Here is a 20,879-nt window from a genome sequence, read left to right as displayed (position 1 = left end):
CACTGTCGGCAGGACGATCGTTACCAACCCGAGCCCTACGTGGGTGACGCTTTCGGCCTCGCTTCCCGTAAAGCCGGACGCAAACGTTTGCGGAGAAGCCGTCGTCAGCCCTGCCCGTAGCTTCGAAGCTTCTCCACGACGTGCTCCAGTTCCGCGCGCGGCAACAACCGGGGTGTCCCCGCAGAGCTGGCGAGCAACCACAACCTGCATGCCCACTCCAACTGCTGGGCTCGGTGATACGCGGCGGTGAGGCTCCCGCCGTAGGTCAGCGTGCCGTGGTTGGCCAGCAGGCAGCCCCTTCTGCCCTCCAGCGCGGCCAGCATCGCTTCGGCCAGTTCCTGCGTTCCGTACGTCGCATACGGTGCCACCCGCACCGTCGCCCCCACCGTCGCGAGGACGTAGTGCACCGAGGGCACCTCGTCAACCAATGTGGACACCGCGGTCGCGTGGACGGCGTGGGTGTGGACGATCGCGGTGATCTCCTCACCGTCGGGATCGGCCGCCTCCCGGTACACGCTCAGATGCATGGGCAGTTCGCTGGTCGGCGCCAGCGCTCCGGCCACCACCGAACCGTCCAACGCGACCACCGGAATGTCCCGCGCCACCAACGACTCGTAATCCACCCCGGTCGGCGTCACCGCCACCAGATCTCCCGCCCGCACTGAGATGTTGCCCGAGGTGCCTACCACCAGCCCGTCCGCGACCATTCGACGCGCGTGGTCGCACACCGCCGACCTCTGCTCACCAAGCAACACTCAGCGAGCGTAACGGACCTGCCGCGCCTTGCCTTCCGCGTACTCCGCGCGCCCTGCCAGGTGCGGCGGCACGCCGACCTCCCACCACGCGCCCGCTTCGGTCCACGAGCTCGGGTGCGTGCGAAGCACGACCACAGCCGGAACTCTGTCCGCGACGGCGGCCGCGCGTGCCTGGACGTACGCGGCACGCAGTGAGTCCAGACCGTCGGCTCGAAACACCGCACAGCCCAGCGATTCGGCGTGCGCGGCGATGTCCACCTTCGGCGGGGTGTCGTGCTCCGTCCGGCAGTCGGGGTACATGTTGTTGAACGCGGCCGCGCCGTTGCCCTCCTGCAGGCGGGCGATCACGGCGTAGCCGCCGTTGTCACACACGACCGCGACGAACGGGTGCCCCGCGAACGCGGCGGAGAACAGCTCCGAGTTCAACATGAGATACGAGCCGTCGCCGAGCAGCGTGGTAACGAGCCCGGTTTCCCATGCCATGGCGGCTCCCCAGGCACCGGCAAGCTCGTAACCCATGCAGGAGAAGCCGTACTCCACGTCGATCGGGACCTCACCCGCCGCGCGCCAACCGCCGACCAACTCACCGGGCAGGCCGCCGGAGGAGGTCAACACATAGTCCCCGCTTTCGGACAGCTCGTTGACCACACCCACCACCTGGGCATAGCTGGGCAGGCCGGTGCCAGGTGCGCGCAGCCGGTCGATGTGGGCATCCCAACTCGCCCGCTCCAGGGCCGCCCTGGCCGCCCAGTCCGGTTCGCCGATCGGCCCACCCGGCAGCGCCGCGTCCAACTCCTGCAACACGCACAGCGCGTCGCCCACGACGGCCGTGGCGCCGTGCTTGACCGCGTCGAAGCGCGCGACGTTCACCGTCACCAGCCGCACGTCGCTCGGGAACACCGTCCACGAGGCGGTGGTGAAGTCCTGCAGCCGGGTGCCCACGGCGAGCACGACGTCGGCCTCGGCCGCCAGCGCGTTGCCGGAGGCCGAGCCGGTGATGCCGAGCGGTCCCGCGAACAGCGGTTCGGTGTGCGGTACGAGCGCGCGGCCCGCGGTGGTTTCCACGACGGGAACGGCATGGGTTCTCGCGAAGTCCAGCGCGACCGAGGCCGCGCCGGAATAGCGCACGCCGCCGCCGAGCACGAGCAACGGCCGCCGCGCATCCGCCAGCGCCCGCACGGCGTCGGCGACCTCGCCGGTGTCCGGCCGGGCTCGCGGCACCCGGTGCAGCCGGGGCTCGAACAGCGACTCCGGGAAGTCGTAGATCTCGGCCTGCACGTCCTGTGGCAGCGCGATGGTCACCGGCCCCGTGTCGGCAGCGTCGGTGAGCACCCTGGCCACCTGCGGCAGCGTCGCCTGCAACTGCTCCGGCCGCGTGATGCGGTCGAAGTACCTGCTCACCGCGCGGAACGCGTCGTTGACGGTGGTCGTGGCGTCGCCGAAGTGCTCCACCTGCTGCAACACCGGGTCGGGCGCCCTGCCCGCGAAGGTGTCGCCGGGGAGCAGCAGCAGCGGCAGCCGGTTGGCATGGGCGACACCGGCAGCCGTCACCATGTTGAGCGCGCCGGGGCCGATCGACGAGGTCACAACGCCGACCTGGCGCCGATGCCTTGCCTTCGCGTAGCCCACCGCCGCGAGCGCCATGCCCTGCTCGGTATGCCCTCGCCACACCGGCAGGTTGTCGCGGTACTCGGCGAGCGCACTGCCGAGCCCAAGCACGTTGCCGTGCCCGAAGATCGCGAACACGCCGGGGAACAGCGGGACCCGCGTGCCGTCGAGCAGTTCCGTGCGCTGCGCGGCGAGCCAGCGCACCAGCGCCTGTGCCGTGGTGAGCTTCATGCCCGCCTCCCCGCCGCCGTCGTGACGGGGCAGCGCCGGTCCTCGGCCTGGTGCCGCCAACTGTCGCGCACCCACGAGTGCGCGGGGTCGTCACAGAACGCCATGGAACGCTGCTCGGCGGGGCCCGCGAGCACGTTGAGGTAGTACATGGGGTAACCGGGCGCGGCGACACACGGGCCGTGGTATCCGCGCGGGATGAGGAACACGTCGCCGTCGCGTACGGCCACGTCCTCGTCCAGCTCGCCGTCCGCGGTGTAGGTGCGGTGCAGGCCGAAGCCCTCCCTGCTCGGCCGCACCTGGTCCCGCCCGGCGATGCGGAAGTAATAGACCTCCTCGTTGACCACTTCGCACTCGCTCGCCTCGTCGTGCTTGTGCGGTGGGTAGGACGACCAGTTTCCGTCGGGAGTGATCAGCTCGCAGGCGTTGAGCTTGTCCGCGTGGTCCCACACGCCGGGCACGCCGAAGTTGTTGACCTGTCTTGTGGCGTTGCCCGCGCCGCGCACTTCCACCGGCACCTGTTCAGCGGGACCGTAGGCGGGGGCCAGCCGCCGTCCGCACCGAGCCATGGGCAGCGCCACCTCGCAGTCCTGCGACGAGGAGAGCTTCACCTCCGCGTCTCGCGGAACGTAGGCGAAGTCGGTGACCCTGCTGAAGACCGAATCCCTTCCGGCCAGTTCGAACCAGCCGCCGTCGACCTCGACGACACAGCCGCCGGATAGCGGAAGGACGAAAGCCTCGAACTCGCCGGTCGAGACCACTCGTGGCTGGCCGGCCTGCAACGACAGCACCCGGAGCCCCGTGTAGGTCCAGCCGGCACTGTCCGGGGTGAGCAGCACCGGATCGTCACCGTCGACGAGGGTTCCCCGCGGTCGATGCAACGCGCTCATCCGGCCTCCCGCGTCTTGCTGGACACCCGTACCCGGTCCATGATCCGCGCCGCTCCCTCGACCGCCGCCTCGACGTCGCCATCCGGTGGGTACAGCAACGACCGGCCAACGACGAGGCCGCGCACCACGGGATGGCCGAGCGTGCGCCCCCAGGAGTCGAGGTCGGCTGCGAGGTCACCGGACGGCACACCGCCGAGCACCACCACGGGCAACGTTGTCGCGTCGAACACCCGGCCGTCGTCCACCGCGGGCAGCTTGAGCCACGTGTGCGCCGAGGTAGCGCCGAGCCCGGATGCCACGGCGACGGCGCGCGCCAGTGAAGCGGTGTCACGACGGAGCACCAGCTTGCCGTTGTCGCGCCGATAGGGCAGCGGCTCGACCATCGCGGCCAGCCCGGACGCGGCCAACTCGGATACCGCACGAGCGCACGACTGAAGCGTAGGTACGGTTGCGGCATCGCTGTCCTCAAGACGCAGCAACATCTTCCCACCGTCCAACCGCGACTCCAGAATGGACTTGGCGGTGTAGCCGGTGAACCTGTCGTCGAGTTCCCATTCCGCCCCCGCAAGGCCGCCCCTGTTCATCGAGCCGATGACGACCTTGCGCTCCAATGCGCCCAGCAGCAACAGTTCCTCGACGATGTCGGCTGTGCCGAGCACGCCGTCCACGGCGGGGTTGGCAAGCGCCACGAGCAACCGCCGCAGCAACCCACGGCGATCCGCCATAGCCAGCGGGTCGGCCCCGACTCCAAGCATCCCCCTCGCCGGGTGATCGGCGGCCACCAGAAACAGCGTGCCGTGCTCGGACAGCAGGTTCGACCTTCGCTCCCGCCTCGCGTAGGCAGCGCGAACGGCACCGGGGTCCATCGCGCGCACGTGGAGCAGCTCTCGCCACTGCTCGTCTGTGATCAACTCGCCAACGTCCTTTCGATCTCCTCGCGCGTGGGCATGGCGTCAGCACACGCGAGCCTTGCCGCCACGATCGCGCCGGCCGCGTTGGCGTACCTCGCGATCCGGACGGGGTCCCACCCGGAAAGCAGGCCGTGCACCAGCGCTCCGCCGAAACCGTCGCCCGCGCCCAACCCGCAGACGACGGCGACCGGAAACGGGGGCACCGTCCACGACCCTTCCCGCGTAGCCACCAGCACACCCGCCGAACCCTGCTTGATCAGCGCAAGCTCCACACCCCTGGCCAGCATCCGGCGAGCGGCCTCCTCGGGATCACTCGTGCCAACGGCGACCTCGGCCTCGGTCCGGTTGCCGACCGCCACGGTCACGTGGTCGAGCATCCAACCGATCTCGGTTCGCGCCGCCTCCCTGTCCTGCCAGAACATCGGCCGGTAGTCCAGGTCCAGCACGGTGTGCCTGGCCCGGTTCCTGCGGCGAAGCAGTTGACGCTGGGTGGTGCGAGCGGGCTCGGCGCACACGCCGGTGCCGGTGACCCACAGCAGCGGTACGGAGTCGACGACGTCCCACGGCACGTCGTCCTCCGTCAGCGACAGATCCGGTGCCAGCGGCGCGCGGTAGAACAGCAGCGGCGGGTCCTCCGGCGGATCGAGCGCGCAGAACACCACCGGCGTGAGCAACTCTTCGGCCGTGCCGACGTAGTCGGGGCTGACGCCGAACTCACGTAGCGCTGAGCGCACATACGTGCCGAACCCGTCCGGCCCCACCTTCGTCAACACCGCCGTTCGCCTGCCAAGCCGCGCGGCGGCGACCGCGACGTTGGTCGCCGTGCCGCCGAGTGACTTGGCGAACGAACGCACCTCGGCGAGCGGCACCCCGCTCTGCTCGGGGTAGAGGTCCACCCCGACCCTGCCGACCGTGAGCGCTTCCAGCGTCACTTCGAGTTCACCGACCGCAGTTCGTGCTCGAGCGCCTCGATCTCGGCGCCACCTGCCATCTGGCTGGTCAACTCGGCCAGGTCGATCTCGGACTTCTCGTAGCTGCCAAGCGGAGCTCCCCGGTTGAGCAGCAGGAACCGGTCACCCACCGGGTAGGCATGGTGCGGGTTGTGGGTGATGAGCACGACCCCGAGACCGCGATCCCTTGCCTGCGCGACATAACGCAACACCACACCCGCCTGTTTCACCCCCAGCGCGGCGGTCGGCTCGTCTAGTATCAACACCTTCGCTCCGAAGTGGACGGCTCTCGCGATGGCGACGCACTGCCGCTCGCCACCGGACAGCGTGCCGACCGGCTGCTCCACGTCCCGCAGGTCGATGCCCATGTCGGCGAGTGCGCGTTTGGTGGTCTGCCTTCCCTTTCGGCGGTCGAGGAACTTCAGCGGACCGATACTCTTCCTCGGTTCCGCTCCCAGGAAGAAGTTGCGCCACACGCTGAGCAGCGGAACGACGGCGAGATCCTGGTACACGGTCGCGATGCCCAGTTCGAGCGCGGCGCGGGGTGAGCCGAAGCTGACCGGCCTGCCCTCGACGAGGAACTCGCCGCTGTCGTGCTTGTGCACCCCGGCGAGGATCTTGATGAGGGTCGACTTCCCCGCGCCGTTGTCGCCGAGTACGCAGGTCACCTCTCCGGCGTTGACCACGGTCGACACATCCCGCAACGCGATGACGCTGCCGTAGGACTTGCCGATCCCCCTTACCTCGATCAACGGCGTGTCCGGCTGCCCAGTCATCGCCTCACCCTCTCCGCGCGTCGCCGGAACGTGTTGTTCACCAGCACCGCGGCAAGCAACATCACGCCGAGGAACAGCATGAACCAGTCGCTGTCCCAGTTGGCGTAGACGATCCCCTGCCGCGCCATTCCGAAGATCAACGCACCGATGGCCGCGCCGATCGCAGAACCGAACCCACCGGTCAGCAGGCAGCCACCCACCACCGCTGCCGTGATGAACTGCAACTCCAACCCGATGCCCTGGTTGGCCTGCGCGGTCGTGTAGCGCAGGATGTTGATCGAGCCAACCAACCAGGCCGCCGTCGCCGTCGTCATGAAAAGCAGGATCTTCGTGCGTACCAACGGCACACCGACGGCGCGGGCACTCACCGGCGCTCCGCCGACCGCGAAGATCCAGTTCCCGAACGGTGTGCGCACCAGCACGATCGCCGCGACGGCGGCGACCATGATCCACCACAGGATGGACACCTGGAACGACGTGCCCGCGATGTCGATCGTCGAGGCGAACAGCATGCCCGCCGACTCGTAGCCTTCCGCGCTTCGGATACCCGACACCTGGACGGTGCCGGTGGCCAACCTGGTCACACCCAGGTTCAGTCCCTGCAATGCCAGGAAGGTGCCGAGCGTGACGATGAAGCTGGGCAGCCCCGTCCGCATGACGAGCCAGCCGTTGAACCCTCCGACGGCCAGCGCGAACACCAGCGAGCCGCCGAGCGCCAACCACACGTTCCAACCCAACTGTGTGGCGAGGATGCCCGTGACCAGCGCGGTCGAGGCGGTCAGCACGCCTGCGGAGAGGTCGAACTCACCGCCGATCATCAGCAGCGAGACCGCCACCGCCATGATGCCCAGCGTTGAGGCGGTGTCCAGCCAGGTCGCCACGCCGTTGACGCTGAGGAACTGCTCGGTGACGAAGGAGAAGAAGGCGAACACCGTGATGGCGCCGAGCAGGGCGCCGATCTCCGGCCGCACCACCAGCCGGTCGAGGGGGCGTGCTCGCGCGACCCGCTCGTCGGCCGGACCGGCTGCCGTAACGGTCATCGCGTACCCCGGTCGACGTACTGTCCGATGCGGTCCACGTTGTCCTTCTCCACCAGGTCGGGCCCTGTCAGCACCGGCCTGCCACCGCCGACCACGTTCGCGTTGTCGGCGTAGAGCTTCAGGAACTGCACCGGCAGGTAGCCCTGCAGGTACTGCTGCTGATCCACCGCGAACAGCACGTCACCCGCCTTGATCGCGGCGACCACATCGGAGTTGAGGTCGAAGGTCGCCACCTGTGCCTTCGAGTTGGCCGCCTCGGCCGCGCTGGCAGCGAGCGCGGCGACCTGCGAATTCAGCGTGAGCACGGCGTCGATTCCCTCGTCGGTCTGCAGCGCGCCCCTGATGCGCGACTCGACGTCGGTGGGGTTGTTGATGTCCACCTGAAGGTTGCTCACCTGGCCGCCGAAGCCGTCGCGCGCGCCCTCACAGCGCTGGTTGAGGCCGATGTTGCCCGCCTCGTGAATCACGCAGAGCAGCTTCTTCTTGCCGAGTTCGGAGAACTTGGCTCCCGCTGTCTCGCCAGCGACACTCTCGTTCTGACCCACGTGGGTCAGCGCGCCGAACTCGGCGCTGCGGTCCTCACCGGAGTTGATGGTGATCACGGGAATGCCCGCGTCGACCGCTCGCTTGATCGAGGGGCCGAGCGCGTCCGGGTTCGCCATCGAGACCACGATCCCGCCCACCTGCTGTGCCACCGCGTTGTCGATGAGCTTGGCCTGGTTTCCGGGGTCGCCATCGGCGTTGTACTCGACGTCCACGCCGAGATCACGGCCCGCCGCCTCCGCACCGTTCTTGACCACGTTCCAGAACGCGTCACCGGGGGTGCCGTGCGAGATGACAGCCACGGAAAGGCCATCACCCTGCTGCTGGCCTGCGGCGGCTTCGTCGCCGGAGTCGGTGCCCTGCGGGCCGGAACACGCCGCAAGCAGCAACGCGCCCGCCGCGCAGGCGGCCAGCCACCAGCGGCGGTGGTTCTTGACGGGAGCGGGCCGGTGGGCGCCATCGGTTCGGTCAGACTTCATTGTCTCTCCAGTTTTTTCGAACTAGCCGGCCGACAACCGGCCGAGGACGTCGGTGAGGTGGGCAAGACTGCGGGCGACGGCGCGCCCCGGGAGATCGACGGCATCGTGCTCGTCGAGCGCGGTGTCCTGTTCCAGGACATACCAGCCCCGGTAGCCGGCGTCATGAACGGACCGAACCATCGCTTCGATGTCGATGTCACCCTCGCCGAGCGGGACGTACAGGCCCTGCCCGACCGCCGCGGTGTAGGGCAGCTCGCCTGCTCGCACACGCTGCGCCAGCTCACCGCGGACGTCCTTCAGATGAACGTGGCCCACGCGTTCGGGGTATCGGCGAGCCAGCTCGACCGGATCGGTCCCTCCGATCAGGAGATGGCCGGTGTCAAGGCACAGCGGTAGCTCGCAGTCGGCCAGGAAGCGCTCGACCTCGCCTCGGGTCTCCACGTGCGTGCCCACGTGCGGGTGCAGCACCGTGGTGACGCCGTAGCTCGCCGCGAGGTCGCCGATAGCCGTGGCCGTCCGGACCAGCGCGTGCCAGCTCGTGTCGTCGAGCATGGGTCGCTCGTCGTAACCGTCCAGCCCGGTAGCGGCCGCGAGCACCAGCACGTCGCCGCCTGCCGCCGCGAACAACGCCGCCGACGCTTCAGCCGCCGCCAACGCCGAATCCACTCGCTCGTGCAACGGCACCGCGAGAAAGCCGCCGACCAGGCCCAGTTCGTGCGCACCGAGTAGCGCGTTCAGCTCGGCTGGCTCCCTCGGCAGGTAACCGGGAGGCCCCAGTTCGGTGGCCGTGAGGCCGACCGCGGCCAACTCGGAGAGCACGGTAGACACGTCGAGCATCCTGCCCCAACCAGGGACCTCGCAGACACCCCATGAGATCGGCGCACCAGCCACTCGCAATCCCGCAGGCGTCGTCATCGTTGACCCTTCCGCTCGGTGCGCCGAACGCTCCCGAGTTAGAGCGCTCTATTGGTTGGAGCGCGACAATCGTGTAGCGTCCTGAACGGCACTGTCAAGGCCATTCGCCGCATCAATCCCGAATCCGGAGGGCACGTTGGCGCGACCGACCATGGAGGACGTGGCCGCACGGGCGGGCGTGTCCCGTGCGCTGGTCTCGTTGGTCTTCAACAACTCGCCGAAAGTGAGCGAGCAGCGCAGAGCCGCGGTGCTCGCCGCGGCCGAGGAGCTGGGCTACCAGCCGCACGTCATGGCCAGAGCGTTGGCCAGCCGCACCTCCACGGTGTTGGGCGTGATGGTCTCCGATCTGCGCAACGCGTTCTTCGCCGATGTCATCGAGGGACTGGAAGCGGCGGCACGCGAGGCCGGGTTCGAACTCGTGCTCACCACCGGCTCGCGAAGCCCCAGCAGGGAACGGGCCGCACTGCGCAGCCTGCTTTCCTTCCACCCTGCGGGAATCGTGCTGCTTTCCCCCGTGGTGGCGGCGTCCGCCATTGAGGCCACAGCACAGAAGTGCCCGGTCGTACTCGTCTCCAGAAGCTCCCGACTGTCCACAGTTGATACTGTTAACGATGACGGGGTCGCGGGTTCCCTGCTGGCCGTCGAGCACCTGATCTCCCTTGGACACCGGCGCATCGCGCACCTCGATGGTGGCACGGCCACCACCGCAGCCGCGCGCCGCAAGGGTTACCGGCTCGCGATGGAGGCGCACGGGTTGTCGCCTGTCGTGGTGCCCAGCGAGCACACCGACACCGGGGGCGAGAAGGCGGTTCGCCAGCTGCTCAGCACGCCCACGCGCGACTCCTGGCCCACCGCGCTGTTCTGCGGCAACGACTTCAACGCCTTCGGCGCGATCTCAGCGCTGGAGGAGGAAGGCCTGCGGGTGCCCGACGACATCTCGGTGGTGGGCTACGACAACACCTCGCTGGCCGCCCTCAAACGGGTCTCGCTGACCACCGTCGACCAGCCGAGGCTGGAGATGGGCAGGTTGGCCGTGCAGGCGCTGCTGGAACGGGTCAGGGCGGGACGCGACGAACCCGCGAGGCACCTGCTGCGGCCCTCACTTGTCGTACGCGCCACCACCTGCCCACCCTCGCACTGAGCTGTTGCGACCAACGCGATCGAAGGAGCGCTGTTCTTCCGTGGCTGAACTGGTGAAACACTGGATCGACAACGCCCACACCTCGGGCGTCACCACCCGCACCGGCGAGGTGTTCCAGCCCGCGACGGGAGCCGTCGCGAGGCAGGTCGTGCTCGCGGGCAGCGCCGATGTGGACCTCGCCGTGGCCTCCGCCGCCAAGGCGGCGCGGGAATGGGCGGACAGCTCACTACAGACCCGCACCAAGGTGCTGTTCGCCTTCCGGCAGCTCGTGGACGCCCACCGAACCGAACTCGCCGAGCTGATCACCGCCGAGCACGGCAAGGTGATCTCCGACGCGCACGGTGAGGTGCAGCGAGGGCTCGAGGTGGTCGAGTTCGCCTGCGGAATCGGGCAGTTGCTGAAGGGCGAGCACTCCGAGCAGGTCTCGCGTGACGTCGACGCCTACTCGGTGCGCCACCCGCTGGGCGTGGTCGCGGGCATCACGCCCTTCAACTTCCCCGTGATGGTTCCGATGTGGATGTTTCCGATCGCCATCGCGTGCGGCAACACCTTCGTGCTCAAGCCATCCGACCGCGACCCGTCGGCGTCGATCCGGCTCGCCGAGTTGTTCGCCGAAGCGGGGCTTGCGCCGGGAGTGCTCAATGTGGTCAACGGAGACGGTGAGGCTGCGGGCGCGCTGCTCGACCATCCCGGCGTCGCGGCCGCCTCCTTCGTCGGCTCCACACCGGTAGCCAGGCAGGTGTACGCGCGAGGCACGGCGGCGGGCAAGCGGGTTCAGGCGCTCGGCGGAGCCAAGAACCACATGGTGGTGCTGCCCGACGCCGATGTCGATGTCGCGGCGGACGCCGCCGTCTCGGCGGGCTACGGCAGCGCGGGCGAGCGCTGTATGGCCATCTCCGTGGTCGTGGCCGTCGGCCAGATCGCCGACGCACTGGTGACCGCGATCGCCGAGCGCACGCGGGCGCTGCGGACCGGACCCGGCACCGACCCCGAATCCGAGATGGGTCCGCTGGTTACTGCCTCCGCGCGCGACCGCGTCACCTCCTACATCGCGGCCGGCGTCGAGCAGGGCGCCACGGCGGTCGTCGACGGGCGCGGCCGGGCACCTTCCGGTCACGAAACCGGGTTCTGGGTCGGCCCGACCCTGTTCGATCACGTGCGGCCGGAGATGTCGGTCTACACCGACGAGATTTTCGGGCCGGTGCTGTGCGTGGTCCGCGTTCCGACCTTCGACGAGGCCGTCGAACTGGTGAACGCCAACCCTTACGGCAACGGAGTGGCGATCTTCACCGGTGACGGGCTCGCCGCCCGCCGGTTCCAGCGCGAAGTGACGGTGGGGATGGTCGGCATCAACGTGCCGATCCCCGTGCCGATGGCCTACTACTCATTCGGCGGCTGGAAGGACTCACTGTTCGGCGACACCCACGTCCACGGCGGCCACGGCGTGCACTTCTACACCCGCACCAAGACGGTGACCGCAAGGTGGCCACGACAGCGCCACGGTGTGGACCTCGGCTTCCCGACCCACGGCTGAACAACCTCGAAAGGGCGACAGTATGCGTTTGGGACTCGCGGGCACCGGCAGGATCGGCACCGCACACGCGCGAATCCTCGGAGACCTCCCCGCCGTGGAGTCCGTTGTGGTCGCCGACATCGACCCTGCCCGCGCGAGGGCAACGGCAGCCGCGCTCGGCATGGAGTTCGCGGCCGGTATCGACGAGTTGTTCTCGATGCGACCGGACGGGCTGGTGGTGGCCACGGCGACGGACGCGCACCCCGAACTCGTCATCAGGGCAGTCCAGACGGGTATCCCGGTGTTCTGCGAGAAGCCGGTAGCCGCCGACATCGCGGGCACGCTCGATGTCATCGAGCGAACCAAGGGTTGCGGCGTCGAGGTACAGATCGGGTTCCAGCGCCGGTTCGACCCCGGGCATCTGGCGGCCCGGTCGGCCGTCGCGGAAGGGAAGCTGGGCCGGGTGCACACGTTGCGGGCGACCACACTGGACCCTGCTCCCCCTCCCGCGGAGTACATCCCGCGTTCCGGCGGGCTGTTCAGAGACTGCAGCGTGCACGACTTCGACGCGATCCGCTGGGTCACCGGCAGGGAAGTGGTCGAGGCCTACGCGCTGGGAACCAACCGGGGCGCCGAGTTCTTCGCGTTGGCAGGCGACGTCGACACCGCCGCCGCCGTACTCACGCTCGACGACGACACGATCGCGCTGGCGTCGGCCACGCGCTACAACGGTGCGGGTTACGACGTGCGGCTCGAACTACTTGGATCGCGAGACAGTATCGCCGTCGGAATGGACGAACGCACCCCGCTTGCCTCCGTCGAGCCGGGCATACCACGGCCTGCCGGCCCGGCCTACCCACACTTCCTGGATCGCTTCCAGGCAGCCTATGTCCGGGAGCTGGCCGCGTTCACCGATGTGGTCGCCGGCAACTCCCCGAGCCCGTGCACCCCGGCGGACGCGCTCGAGGCGTTCTACGTCGCAGAGGCGTGCGAGCTCTCCCGACGGCAACGGCGCCCCGTCTCGATCTCCGAAGTGCGCTGAGCCGCTTCCCCAGTCGCACGCCCCCGCGTCAGCCCACTCAGGCAGGCTGCTTCTCCGACTCCGGCTCCTGCTCCAGCTCCGACTCCGGCTCGGGCCCCAGCCGATCAATGGCTTCCCGCAGGGCGATGTGGCTGGCAGCCAGCCGGTCGGCCACCTTCTCGCGCAGTTCGAGTGCCTCCGTCCGCTTCTGCTCGGCGTCGGCGAGCTTGCGCTCCGCCTCGGCGATCATCGTGTCGGCGCGCTGCTCGGCCTCGCGCCGCAACTCCTCAGCGGCCTGCTCTGCCTCGGCACGCTTGGCCGCCAGTTCCTCCTCTGTCTCGCGCGCCTGTGTGGTGCGCCGCTCCTCGGCTTCCTTGTCGAGCGCGTCCCGCCGCTGCTTGGCCTCCTCTGCGAGCCGTTCCGCCTCCTCCTGGGCCTTTTGCCTCGTTTTGTCCGCATAGGAGTCGGCGGCTTCCCTGGTGGCCGCGGCCTCCTGCTCGGCCTTGGCCCGCAGCTCCGCGATCTCGTCCTCGGCCAACTGCATCATCGTCTTGACCCGCTCGGTCATCGCCGCGGGCCCGGCCGGGTCCTCGACCATGCGGGTGAGCGCCGCCTTGGCGTCGGCCAGTTCGGTCTGCGCGTAGCTCAGCGCCTTCGTCAGCTCGGCTACCGAGGCGCTCGCCTCGTCGCGGTGTTTCGCCGCGGCGACCAGTTCGTCACTGAGCTTCTTGACGTACTCGTCGACCTGCGCCTGGTCGTAACCACGAAAGGCGGTCGCGAACGCGGAGTTCCTGTTGGGGTTCGGGGGTGCTTCAGCTTCTGCCATTCGGCAACCTTAGTGAGTCCACAAGCCCAATCCCATACCTCCGAACGGACCCATTCGACGAGTTCCGGCTACGGTGAGCTGAGCCTGCCGGAAGTGACCACACAAGCAGGCAGCGGGAGGGAGGCCAGCGGATGGAAGCGGTTCTCGACGACCTCGCCCAGAACTGGCCACTGTATGCGGCGATCCCGGTGGTGGCCGCGCTGATCGGCTACGTCACCAAGCGTGTCGCCATCGAGATGATGTTCAGACCGCTGGAGTTCGTCGGTATCAAGGGCACCTTTCTCGGCTGGCAGGGAGTGGTTCCACGGCACGGCGGCAGGATGGCCGCGGTCGCCACCGACCTGCTCACCTCCAACCTGCTCGACATCCGGGACGTGTTCGACCGGATCGACCCCGACCGGATCACCAGGGAGATCGAACAGCCCCTGCTGCGAGCCGTCGACGAGATAGCCCGCGACGTACTGACCGAGTGCCACCCGAAACTGTGGGAGGCGCTGCCCCAGATGGCGCGGGAGCTGCTCATCAAACAGCTCCAGGCGAGCTCACCCCGGCTCGTACGGCAGGTGATGGACGAGCTGAGGACCAACCTCGACGAGGTGCTCGACGTCAAGCACATGAGCGTGCGGCGCCTCACCTCCGACAAGGCCCTGCTTGTGCGGCTGATCAGGGAGACGTCGAGGCCCGAGATGGCCTTCATCGCCCGCTCCGGCATCTACTTCGGTTTCGTTCTCGGCATCGTGCAATCGGTGGTGTGGGCGCTGACCAAGAACCCGATTGTGATGCCGATCTTCGGCGCCTCGATCGGCCTGTTCACCGACTGGCTTGCCATCAAACTCATCTTCGTGCCGAGGGAACCGATCCGGTTCGGCCGTTTCACGCTGCACGGCAAGTTCCAGCGCAGGCGTGCGGAAGTGGCCAGGCAGTACGGCGAGATGATCGCTAACGAGTTGCTTACCGTGCCGAATCTGATGGATGCGATTCTGCGCGGACCGCGTTCCGACCGGCTGGTCGCGATGGTGCGCCGGATGGTCGCCGAGGCCGTGGAGCAGCAGGCGGAGGCGGCGCGGCCGCTGACAGGTGTAGCCGTCGGCAGGCGACGACTTGAGGAGATCAAGCGCGCCGCGTCGGAGCGAGCGCTGCGCAGGCTCCCCGACACCGTGCGGCACGCGGAGGACTACCTCACCAGGGCAATGGACGTGGCGAACATGGTGGAGGATCGCATGCTGCGGCTCACACCGGTTGAGTACGAGGAGCTGCTGCGACCGGCGTTTCGGCAGGACGAGTGGAAGCTCATCGCGGTCGGCGGCGTGATCGGTTTCGTCGTTGGCGAGTTGCAGGTTCTGCTGATGTTGCATTAGCCGCCCGCCGAGGCAGCCGCTGTGGCTAACGTTGTGGCGTGCCGAACCGACCGCAGCAACTGCCCGCCGTGCACGAAGCCTGGCTGCCTCGCGAGCACTCCCTGCATCGGCCACGGCACGGCGGCAGGCAACTGACCGCCCTGATCTGCGCGTTGATCTTCTTCGCCGCCCCCAACCTGATGTGGCTGGGCGGCGCACGCCCCGCCGAGATCGAGAACCACCCGCTCGCCGGCTTTCCCAGCATCGCGGCGGGCTGGTCGTTCTTCACCGACCTGCCGACCTGGGCGACCGACCAGCTAGTCTTCCGTGCGGGCGCCGTCACTGCCGCCGACGCGATCAGCAGGACGTTCTTCGGCGAGCCCGCACCCTTCGACCAGGGCGGCACAGGCAATCCGGGACCGCTTCCTGGAAGCCCGCAGTCACCCCCGGCAGGCCAGGTCCCCGGGCAGGACACGCCGCACACCGAACCCGGCTACCGGCGGGTGATCGAGGGCGGGGACGGCTGGCTGTACTACGGTTTCGACGTCGACGGCAAATGCGAGCCGCAGCGGCCGATGGAGCAGACCTTCGCGCGCATCGACCGGCTCCGCGAGGCGGTGGAAAGCTCGGGTCGCAGGTTCGTGTTCGTGATCGCCCCCGACAAGACGACGATGGCACCGCAGCACCTGCCGGATTCCTACGCGGGCAAGCAGTGCTCCCGACTGGCGAGCCAGGAGTTCTGGCGGCTCGCGGGCAGCCGCGACTACGTCGTCGACATCAGGGACGAGCTGGCGGCGCAGGCGCAACTGCTCGGCAGGCCGGTGTACTTCCGCAACGACACGCACTGGACCGACGAGGGCGCGATCGTGCTCACCCGCGCCGTCGCGGAGGCGGTTCAGCCAGGGGTGACCGAAGCGTGGCGGGCCGCCGGGGTCGGCTGGGTCACCGGCACCGCCGACCTGCCAAGGATGCTCGGCAGGTCGGAGAAGAAGTCCACGTTGCGCTACGAACTACGCCCCGACGGCCAAACCGACCGAACCACCGAGCCGTTACTCGACCTGGAGCGACCACAACACCACACGGCGAGCCCCATCGAGCAGACGGTGAACAGCAAGACGCTCGTGTTCGGTGACTCGTTCGCCCTCGCATCGTCGCGGTACCTGCCCGCCGGGTTCAGCGACCTGACGATACTGGGCTATCCGTCCATGGCCGATTACGAACGCACGGTGCTGAACGCGTTCACCGACGCCGAGGTTGTCGTCGTGCAGGCCGTCGAACGCTCCGTGGCGGCGAGCACGTTGCCGTTCATCGATGAGGGGTTTCTACAGCAGGCACGGCAGGCGATGGCGCGGCGACCGATCCGCTGACCACCCGGCGTTGCCTGCCCCGCACGTACTCGATCACCCTCGCGACGAGGTAGATCGTGAACGAGATCGCCGTGACGAAGAAGCTGACCGGTGCGCTGGGGGCCAGCGAAAGCACGATGCCGCCGAGCGCGGCCGTCTCGGCGAAGGCGATGGCGAGCAGCGTTGCCCGCAGCGGGCTGGCGGTGAGCCTCGCGGCCGCGGCCGCGGGAGTCACCATGAGCGCGACCACCAACAACGCGCCCACGATCTGCACGCCCAACGCTGTCGCCACCCCGATGAGCACGGCGAACAGCGGTGAGAGCAGGTGAACGGGAACGCCGCGGGCCACCGCGACGCCGGGGTCGACACTGGCGAACAGGAGAGGCCGGTAGATCACGGCGAGCACGACCAGCACCGCGATCGCCGCCACGACGAGCGCCAGCAGGTCCGTCGGCTCCACCGCGACGATCTGCCCGACGAGGATGCCGAACTTGTTCGCCGCTCGGCCGGGGTAGTACCACAGCAGCAACACACCAAGGCCCAGCCCGAACGAAAGGATCACCCCGATCACGGAGTCGCGGTCGGACTCCCGGCTGCCCAGCAGCCCGAGCAGCAACGCGGCGACGACGGCACCGGCCAGTGCGCCGTAGCTGATGCCGACACCGAGCAGCAGCGCCGCGGCCGCGCCGGTGAACGCCAGTTCCGCGGTGCCGTGAACGGCGAAGGACATCCTGCGGATGACGATGAGCGGACCGAGGGTGCCCGCAAGTATCCCGAGCACGGCGGCGGCCAGCAGTGCTGTCTGCACGAAGTCGAGACCGAGCAGGCGCGCGGTGAGCTCGAAATCGAAAAGCTTGTCCATGGCTGTGGCTTTCACGCGGCTTTCATGCGGTTTTCATGCGGTTTTCATGCGGTTTTCGTGCTGACTGTCACGCGGTTTTCGTGCGGACGTTCGTGCCACCTTCACGCGGCTCTCCCGAGGCGGGTACTGCTTGGTCGGGGCGCGAAACCGTTGCTCACCCGGTCTCATGGCACCGGCTCGTCGGCCTCGTGATGCACCTCGTCCTCGCAAAGGCAACTCTGCGCGCCCGCGACGTGGATCTGGTCACCGATCCTGAGCACCTCGACCTGTGTGCCGTACAGCTGCGACAGGGTCGCAGAGGTCATGACCTCTTCCGGTGTGCCGATGCGGAACCGGCCGTCGACCAGGTAAAGCACCCTGTCGACGTAGGACAGCACCGGGTTGATCTCGTGGGTCACGAACAGCACCGCGGTGCCAGCTGCACGCCTGCGCGCGTCGATGAGACCGCTGACGACTTGCTGGTGAGTGGGGTCGAGCGAGGCGAGCGGCTCGTCACACAGCAGCACGTCCGGGTCACCGATCAACGCCTGCGCCACCCGCAGCCGCTGCTGTTCGCCCCCGGACAGCTTGCCCACCTGTGAGGACGCGAACGAGGTGGCGCCGACCGACTCGACAGCGGCCGCGATCTTGTGGCGCCGTTTCCGCAAGCCGAGCAGCCCGGTACCCCAGCGGTGCCCGTCGAGTCCGAGCCCCACGAGGTCGTTGCCCCGCAGCGTCAGCCCCTGGTCCATCGCCCGTTGCTGAGGCACGTAGCCAACGCGGTCGCTCGTCCTGCCGGGTTGCGCACCCGCCACGGTCGCGGTACCCGCACTGAGCGGCTGCAGGCCGAGCAACACGCGCAGCAGGCTCGTCTTGCCTGAGCCGTTCGGACCGAGCACGGCCAGGAACTCGCCAGGCTCGACCCGCAGATCCAGCCCCGACCAGAGAGTCCGGTCGCCGAACCGCAACGCGGCGTCGGTCAACTCGATCGCAGCACTGTTCATCGTTCGCCCAGGGCTTCCGAGAGTTCCCGCACCTGCCCGCTCATCCACGCAATGTAACCGTCGCCGCCCTCCGGCAGCGTCTCGGTGACACCCACAATCGGCACCCCAGCCCCGCGGGCCTGCTCGATCACGCGCTCCGTGGCGGGGCTGACCGTCTGCTGGTTGTTGATCACCGCACGAACCTGCCCCCGGCTGACCAACTCGGTGATCTCCTGCTGCGCGGCGACCGGGATGTCGGTCTCGTTCTCCACGGCTTCGGAGAAGTCCGTAGGCGTCACGTTGTCGAGTTCGGCTCGCTCGATGAGGTAGTCGGCGACGGGTTCCATTGCCACCACCGGCTCACCCGCGTGCGTGGCCGCGATCGTGTCGACCTGCCGCAGCAGCTCGTCCAGCCGGGTGGAGAACTCCCTGGCGTTGTTCTCGAACACCTGCCGCTGCTCCGGGTCCAGTTCGCCGAGCCGCGCGGCGATGTCGTCGGCGACCTTCGCCACGGTGGGCAGGTCGTACCAGACGTGCTCGTTCTTGGGCGAGCCCGCGACCTGGTAGGCCACCACGCGCTGCGCGTCGGGTGCCTGGTCGGCGAGCTGGGTGAAGAAGTCGTCGTAGCCGCCACCGTTGTAGACGAGCAACCGTGCCGACTGCACGTCGGCCGCGTCCTCCGCACTCGCCTGGTAGGAGTGCGGGTCACCCGACGGGTCGTCGATGAGCGAACGCACCTCAACGGTCTCGCCCGCGACGGCGCTCACCACCGAACCCCACACGTTGGTCGAGGTGACCACCGAGATGCGACCGTCGCCGGCCGTGCTGCCGGAGCCGCCGCCGCACGCGGCGATGCCGAGCACGAGTGCCAGCAGCCCCGCGAGCACGGCCGCAAGCCGCCCCGGGCGGAGAGTTCTCATCGACAACCACGCTCCCGTCAGTCACGCCACATCACAGCCAGTGCAGATAATGGAAATCGTTGTCGATTACACCGTACCCCATCGGCTGACTTGGCCACCAACGAGTGATGTGGGCTGCGACTCAGCGTCAGGATGTGACGGGTATGGGGCAGTGCTTCTGCAACGGCTTCTGAAACGTTACGGTTTGTTCATGAACCGGCCGATGCGAACCAGGCGGCAGGCGACTCTCGCGTCGCTCGCCGCCGAACTGGGCGTGTCCAGGACGACGGTGTCGAACGCCTACAATCGGCCGGATCAATTGTCACCCGAGTTGCGCCGCCGCGTGCTGGAAACGGCCCGCCGACTCGGCTACCCCGGCCCCGACCCCGTCGCGCGGTCGCTGCGTACCCGCAAGGCTGGCGCTGTGGGGTTGCTGCTCACCGAGAACCTCTCCTACGCGTTCCGTGACCCCGCTGCCGTTGGCGTGCTGGAAGGGCTCGCGCTCGCCTGCGAGGACGCGGGCGTCGGCCTGCACCTCGTGCCCGCGAGTCCCGGCCGTGAGGACGTCGCCGCGGTACATCGCGCGGGGGTGGACGGGTTCGTCGTCTACTCGGTGCCGGACGACGACCCCCATCTCGCGGCGGTGCTCTCCCGGCCGGTACCGACTGTCATCATCGACCAGCCGCAGGTCGAAGGGGTTGACCGGGTGGGTCCCGACGACGAGGCGGCAACGGTCGGGCTCGCCAACCACCTCGTCGGCCTCGGCCACCGCCAGGTCGGTGTGCTCTGCATGCGACTCGCCCGGGACCGCAACGACGGCTTCGCCTCGTTGCGGCGCCAACACGAGGCCCACTACCACGTGCAACGGACCCGGCTGGCCGCGCTCGCGAAGACCTTCGAAAAGGCAGGCGTGGACTGGGCAAGCGTCCCCGTGGTGGAGCGATTCGAGCACAGCGTCGATGAGGGTGCTTCGGCAGCACGGCAACTGCTCGACGCGCACCCCAGCGTGACCGCGCTAGTCTGCACCTCCGACATTCTCGCGCTCGGCGCCATAGCCGAGGTGGGGCGGCGCGGCTTGCGCGTGCCCGCCGACCTGACCGTCACCGGCTTCGACGGCATTGCCGAGGCGACCCGCGCCGGGCTGACCACGGTGCACCAGCCGGTGCTAGAAAAGGGCAGGGCGGCAGGCAAGCTGCTGCTCGGCGCGGGCGACCGGGTGTCGCCCAAGGTCATCACGCTGCCGACGGAGCTGCGAATCGGCACGACCTCTGCGCCACCACGCACCGCCGAGGAACGCTGGTTCGGCCCGTGAGAAGGGCCGCGTGACGTCCGCCTGACGATGTTGTGAAGCAATGGCCGCTACCGCTGGAATGGGTGACATGAGCTCGATCGACCTGCTGCTGAAGCGCAACGAAGAACTCGGCAACGCTGTACCCGGCGACCGCTCCTCGCCCCGCCCCTCGCTGCACGTGACGATCCTGACATGCATGGACGCGCGGATCCGGGTCTTCGAACTGTTCGGGCTGCTGCAGGGCGAGGCACACGTCCTGCGCAATGCTGGTGGCGTGGTCACCGATGACATGATCCGCTCGCTCGCGTTGAGCCAGCACAAGCTGGGCACTCGCGAGATCATGATCGTGCAGCACACGAACTGCGGACTCAACGATGTCACCGAGGACGGCTTCAAGGACGAGCTGGAAGGCTACAGCGGGATTCGCCCGCCGTGGTCCGTGGAGGCGTTCCGCGACCTCAACGCCAACATCAGGCAGTCGATCGAGCGCATCCGGCGCAGCCCCTTCCTGCGACACACCGAGACCGTCCGCGGTTTTGTCTACGACGTGCGAGCCGGAGAGCTGACAGAGGTGCGGTAGCTGAGC

20 protein-coding genes are annotated in these 20,879 nt (G+C 68.5%); 7 read left to right on the top strand and 13 right to left on the bottom strand.

Annotated features, from left to right (window positions below; all coding sequences use genetic code 11):
* Positions 1-104: 104 nt before the first annotated feature.
* The 9 genes from FHU38_RS02360 to FHU38_RS02320 are packed head-to-tail and all read right to left on the bottom strand — an operon-like array spanning position 105 to position 9,095.
* Positions 105-755, bottom strand: a complete 651-nt coding sequence (locus tag FHU38_RS02360) for a class II aldolase/adducin family protein (RefSeq protein WP_167166050.1) — start codon at positions 753-755, stop codon at positions 105-107.
* Positions 756-2,594 carry a 3D-(3,5/4)-trihydroxycyclohexane-1,2-dione acylhydrolase (decyclizing) gene (iolD, locus tag FHU38_RS02355; RefSeq protein WP_167166048.1) on the bottom strand — a complete coding sequence of 613 codons (1,839 nt, stop codon included), beginning with the start codon at positions 2,592-2,594 and terminating at the stop codon, positions 756-758.
* The gene (gene iolB / locus FHU38_RS02350) at positions 2,591-3,481 is read right to left on the bottom strand and encodes a 5-deoxy-glucuronate isomerase (protein WP_167166046.1); all 891 of its coding nucleotides are present in this window, start codon (positions 3,479-3,481) and stop codon (positions 2,591-2,593) included. Before iolB ends, iolD begins: the two co-directional genes overlap by 4 nt.
* The gene (locus tag FHU38_RS02345; RefSeq protein WP_167175387.1) at positions 3,478-4,347 is read right to left on the bottom strand and encodes a Cgl0159 family (beta/alpha)8-fold protein; all 870 of its coding nucleotides are present in this window, start codon (positions 4,345-4,347) and stop codon (positions 3,478-3,480) included. Before FHU38_RS02345 ends, iolB begins: the two co-directional genes overlap by 4 nt.
* Before the next feature lie 41 nt (positions 4,348-4,388).
* Positions 4,389-5,324 (bottom strand): 5-dehydro-2-deoxygluconokinase, encoded by a 936-nt coding sequence (gene iolC, locus FHU38_RS02340; protein ID WP_167166044.1) that lies wholly within the window; start codon positions 5,322-5,324, stop codon positions 4,389-4,391.
* Positions 5,321-6,118, bottom strand: coding sequence for an ATP-binding cassette domain-containing protein (locus FHU38_RS02335; protein ID WP_167166042.1), 798 nt, complete (start codon positions 6,116-6,118; stop codon positions 5,321-5,323). The genes iolC and FHU38_RS02335 overlap by 4 nt, the downstream gene beginning before the upstream one ends.
* Complete coding sequence (locus tag FHU38_RS02330) at positions 6,115-7,158, bottom strand: ABC transporter permease (RefSeq protein WP_167166040.1); 1,044 nt, start codon at positions 7,156-7,158, stop codon at positions 6,115-6,117. The genes FHU38_RS02335 and FHU38_RS02330 overlap by 4 nt, the downstream gene beginning before the upstream one ends.
* Positions 7,155-8,180, bottom strand: coding sequence for a sugar ABC transporter substrate-binding protein (locus FHU38_RS02325; RefSeq protein ID WP_167166038.1), 1,026 nt, complete (start codon positions 8,178-8,180; stop codon positions 7,155-7,157). Before FHU38_RS02325 ends, FHU38_RS02330 begins: the two co-directional genes overlap by 4 nt.
* Positions 8,181-8,201: 21 nt before the next feature.
* Positions 8,202-9,095, bottom strand: a complete 894-nt coding sequence (locus FHU38_RS02320) for a TIM barrel protein (protein ID WP_167166036.1) — start codon at positions 9,093-9,095, stop codon at positions 8,202-8,204.
* A gap of 136 nt (positions 9,096-9,231) precedes the next feature.
* Between FHU38_RS02320 and FHU38_RS02315 the strand changes: the two genes are divergently transcribed.
* The 3 genes from FHU38_RS02315 to FHU38_RS02305 are packed head-to-tail and all read left to right on the top strand — an operon-like array spanning position 9,232 to position 12,791.
* Positions 9,232-10,236, top strand: coding sequence for a LacI family DNA-binding transcriptional regulator (locus tag FHU38_RS02315; RefSeq protein ID WP_167166034.1), 1,005 nt, complete (start codon positions 9,232-9,234; stop codon positions 10,234-10,236).
* Positions 10,237-10,276: 40 nt separating this feature from the next.
* Positions 10,277-11,770, top strand: a complete 1,494-nt coding sequence (locus FHU38_RS02310; protein WP_167166032.1) for a CoA-acylating methylmalonate-semialdehyde dehydrogenase — start codon at positions 10,277-10,279, stop codon at positions 11,768-11,770.
* A gap of 22 nt (positions 11,771-11,792) precedes the next feature.
* Positions 11,793-12,791 (top strand): Gfo/Idh/MocA family protein, encoded by a 999-nt coding sequence (locus FHU38_RS02305; protein WP_167166030.1) that lies wholly within the window; start codon positions 11,793-11,795, stop codon positions 12,789-12,791.
* Positions 12,792-12,828: 37 nt separating this feature from the next.
* On the opposite strand, the gene FHU38_RS02300 is transcribed toward FHU38_RS02305, so the two are convergent.
* Entirely contained in the window at positions 12,829-13,596 is a 768-nt protein-coding gene (locus FHU38_RS02300) for a DivIVA domain-containing protein (RefSeq protein WP_167166028.1), read from the bottom strand.
* 131 nt (positions 13,597-13,727) lie between these two features.
* Here FHU38_RS02300 and FHU38_RS02295 point away from each other — a divergent pair, with 131 nt between their 5' ends.
* Positions 13,728-14,954, top strand: coding sequence for a DUF445 domain-containing protein (locus FHU38_RS02295; protein WP_167166026.1), 1,227 nt, complete (start codon positions 13,728-13,730; stop codon positions 14,952-14,954).
* A 38-nt stretch (positions 14,955-14,992) separates the two neighbouring features.
* Complete coding sequence (locus FHU38_RS02290; protein WP_167166024.1) at positions 14,993-16,300, top strand: alginate O-acetyltransferase AlgX-related protein; 1,308 nt, start codon at positions 14,993-14,995, stop codon at positions 16,298-16,300.
* Here the strand turns inward: FHU38_RS02290 and FHU38_RS02285 are convergent.
* The 3 genes from FHU38_RS02285 to FHU38_RS02275 all read right to left on the bottom strand — a co-directional run bounded on the left by FHU38_RS02285 (position 16,239) and on the right by FHU38_RS02275 (position 19,023).
* Positions 16,239-17,141: a metal ABC transporter permease gene (locus FHU38_RS02285; protein ID WP_167175385.1), complete on the bottom strand. Its 903-nt coding sequence runs from the start codon at positions 17,139-17,141 to the stop codon at positions 16,239-16,241. The two genes, FHU38_RS02290 and FHU38_RS02285, sit on opposite strands and share 62 nt — an antisense overlap.
* A gap of 164 nt (positions 17,142-17,305) precedes the next feature.
* Positions 17,306-18,124: a metal ABC transporter ATP-binding protein gene (locus tag FHU38_RS02280; protein WP_167166022.1), complete on the bottom strand. Its 819-nt coding sequence runs from the start codon at positions 18,122-18,124 to the stop codon at positions 17,306-17,308.
* Positions 18,121-19,023, bottom strand: coding sequence for a metal ABC transporter solute-binding protein, Zn/Mn family (locus FHU38_RS02275; RefSeq protein WP_167166020.1), 903 nt, complete (start codon positions 19,021-19,023; stop codon positions 18,121-18,123). The genes FHU38_RS02280 and FHU38_RS02275 overlap by 4 nt, the downstream gene beginning before the upstream one ends.
* 190 nt (positions 19,024-19,213) lie before the next feature.
* On the opposite strand from FHU38_RS02275, the gene FHU38_RS02270 reads away from it, so the two are divergent.
* Entirely contained in the window at positions 19,214-20,314 is a 1,101-nt protein-coding gene (locus tag FHU38_RS02270; protein WP_167166018.1) for a LacI family DNA-binding transcriptional regulator, read from the top strand.
* 67 nt (positions 20,315-20,381) lie between these two features.
* The gene (locus FHU38_RS02265) at positions 20,382-20,873 is read left to right on the top strand and encodes a beta-class carbonic anhydrase (RefSeq protein ID WP_167166016.1); all 492 of its coding nucleotides are present in this window, start codon (positions 20,382-20,384) and stop codon (positions 20,871-20,873) included.
* Positions 20,874-20,879 lie beyond the last annotated feature (6 nt).

It is taken from the genome of Saccharomonospora amisosensis (assembly GCF_011761185.1).
GTDB lineage: Bacteria > Actinomycetota > Actinomycetes > Mycobacteriales > Pseudonocardiaceae > Saccharomonospora_A > Saccharomonospora_A amisosensis.
Note: the sequence above shows the minus strand (reverse complement) of the source record. Positions and strands in the feature narration are given on the sequence as shown.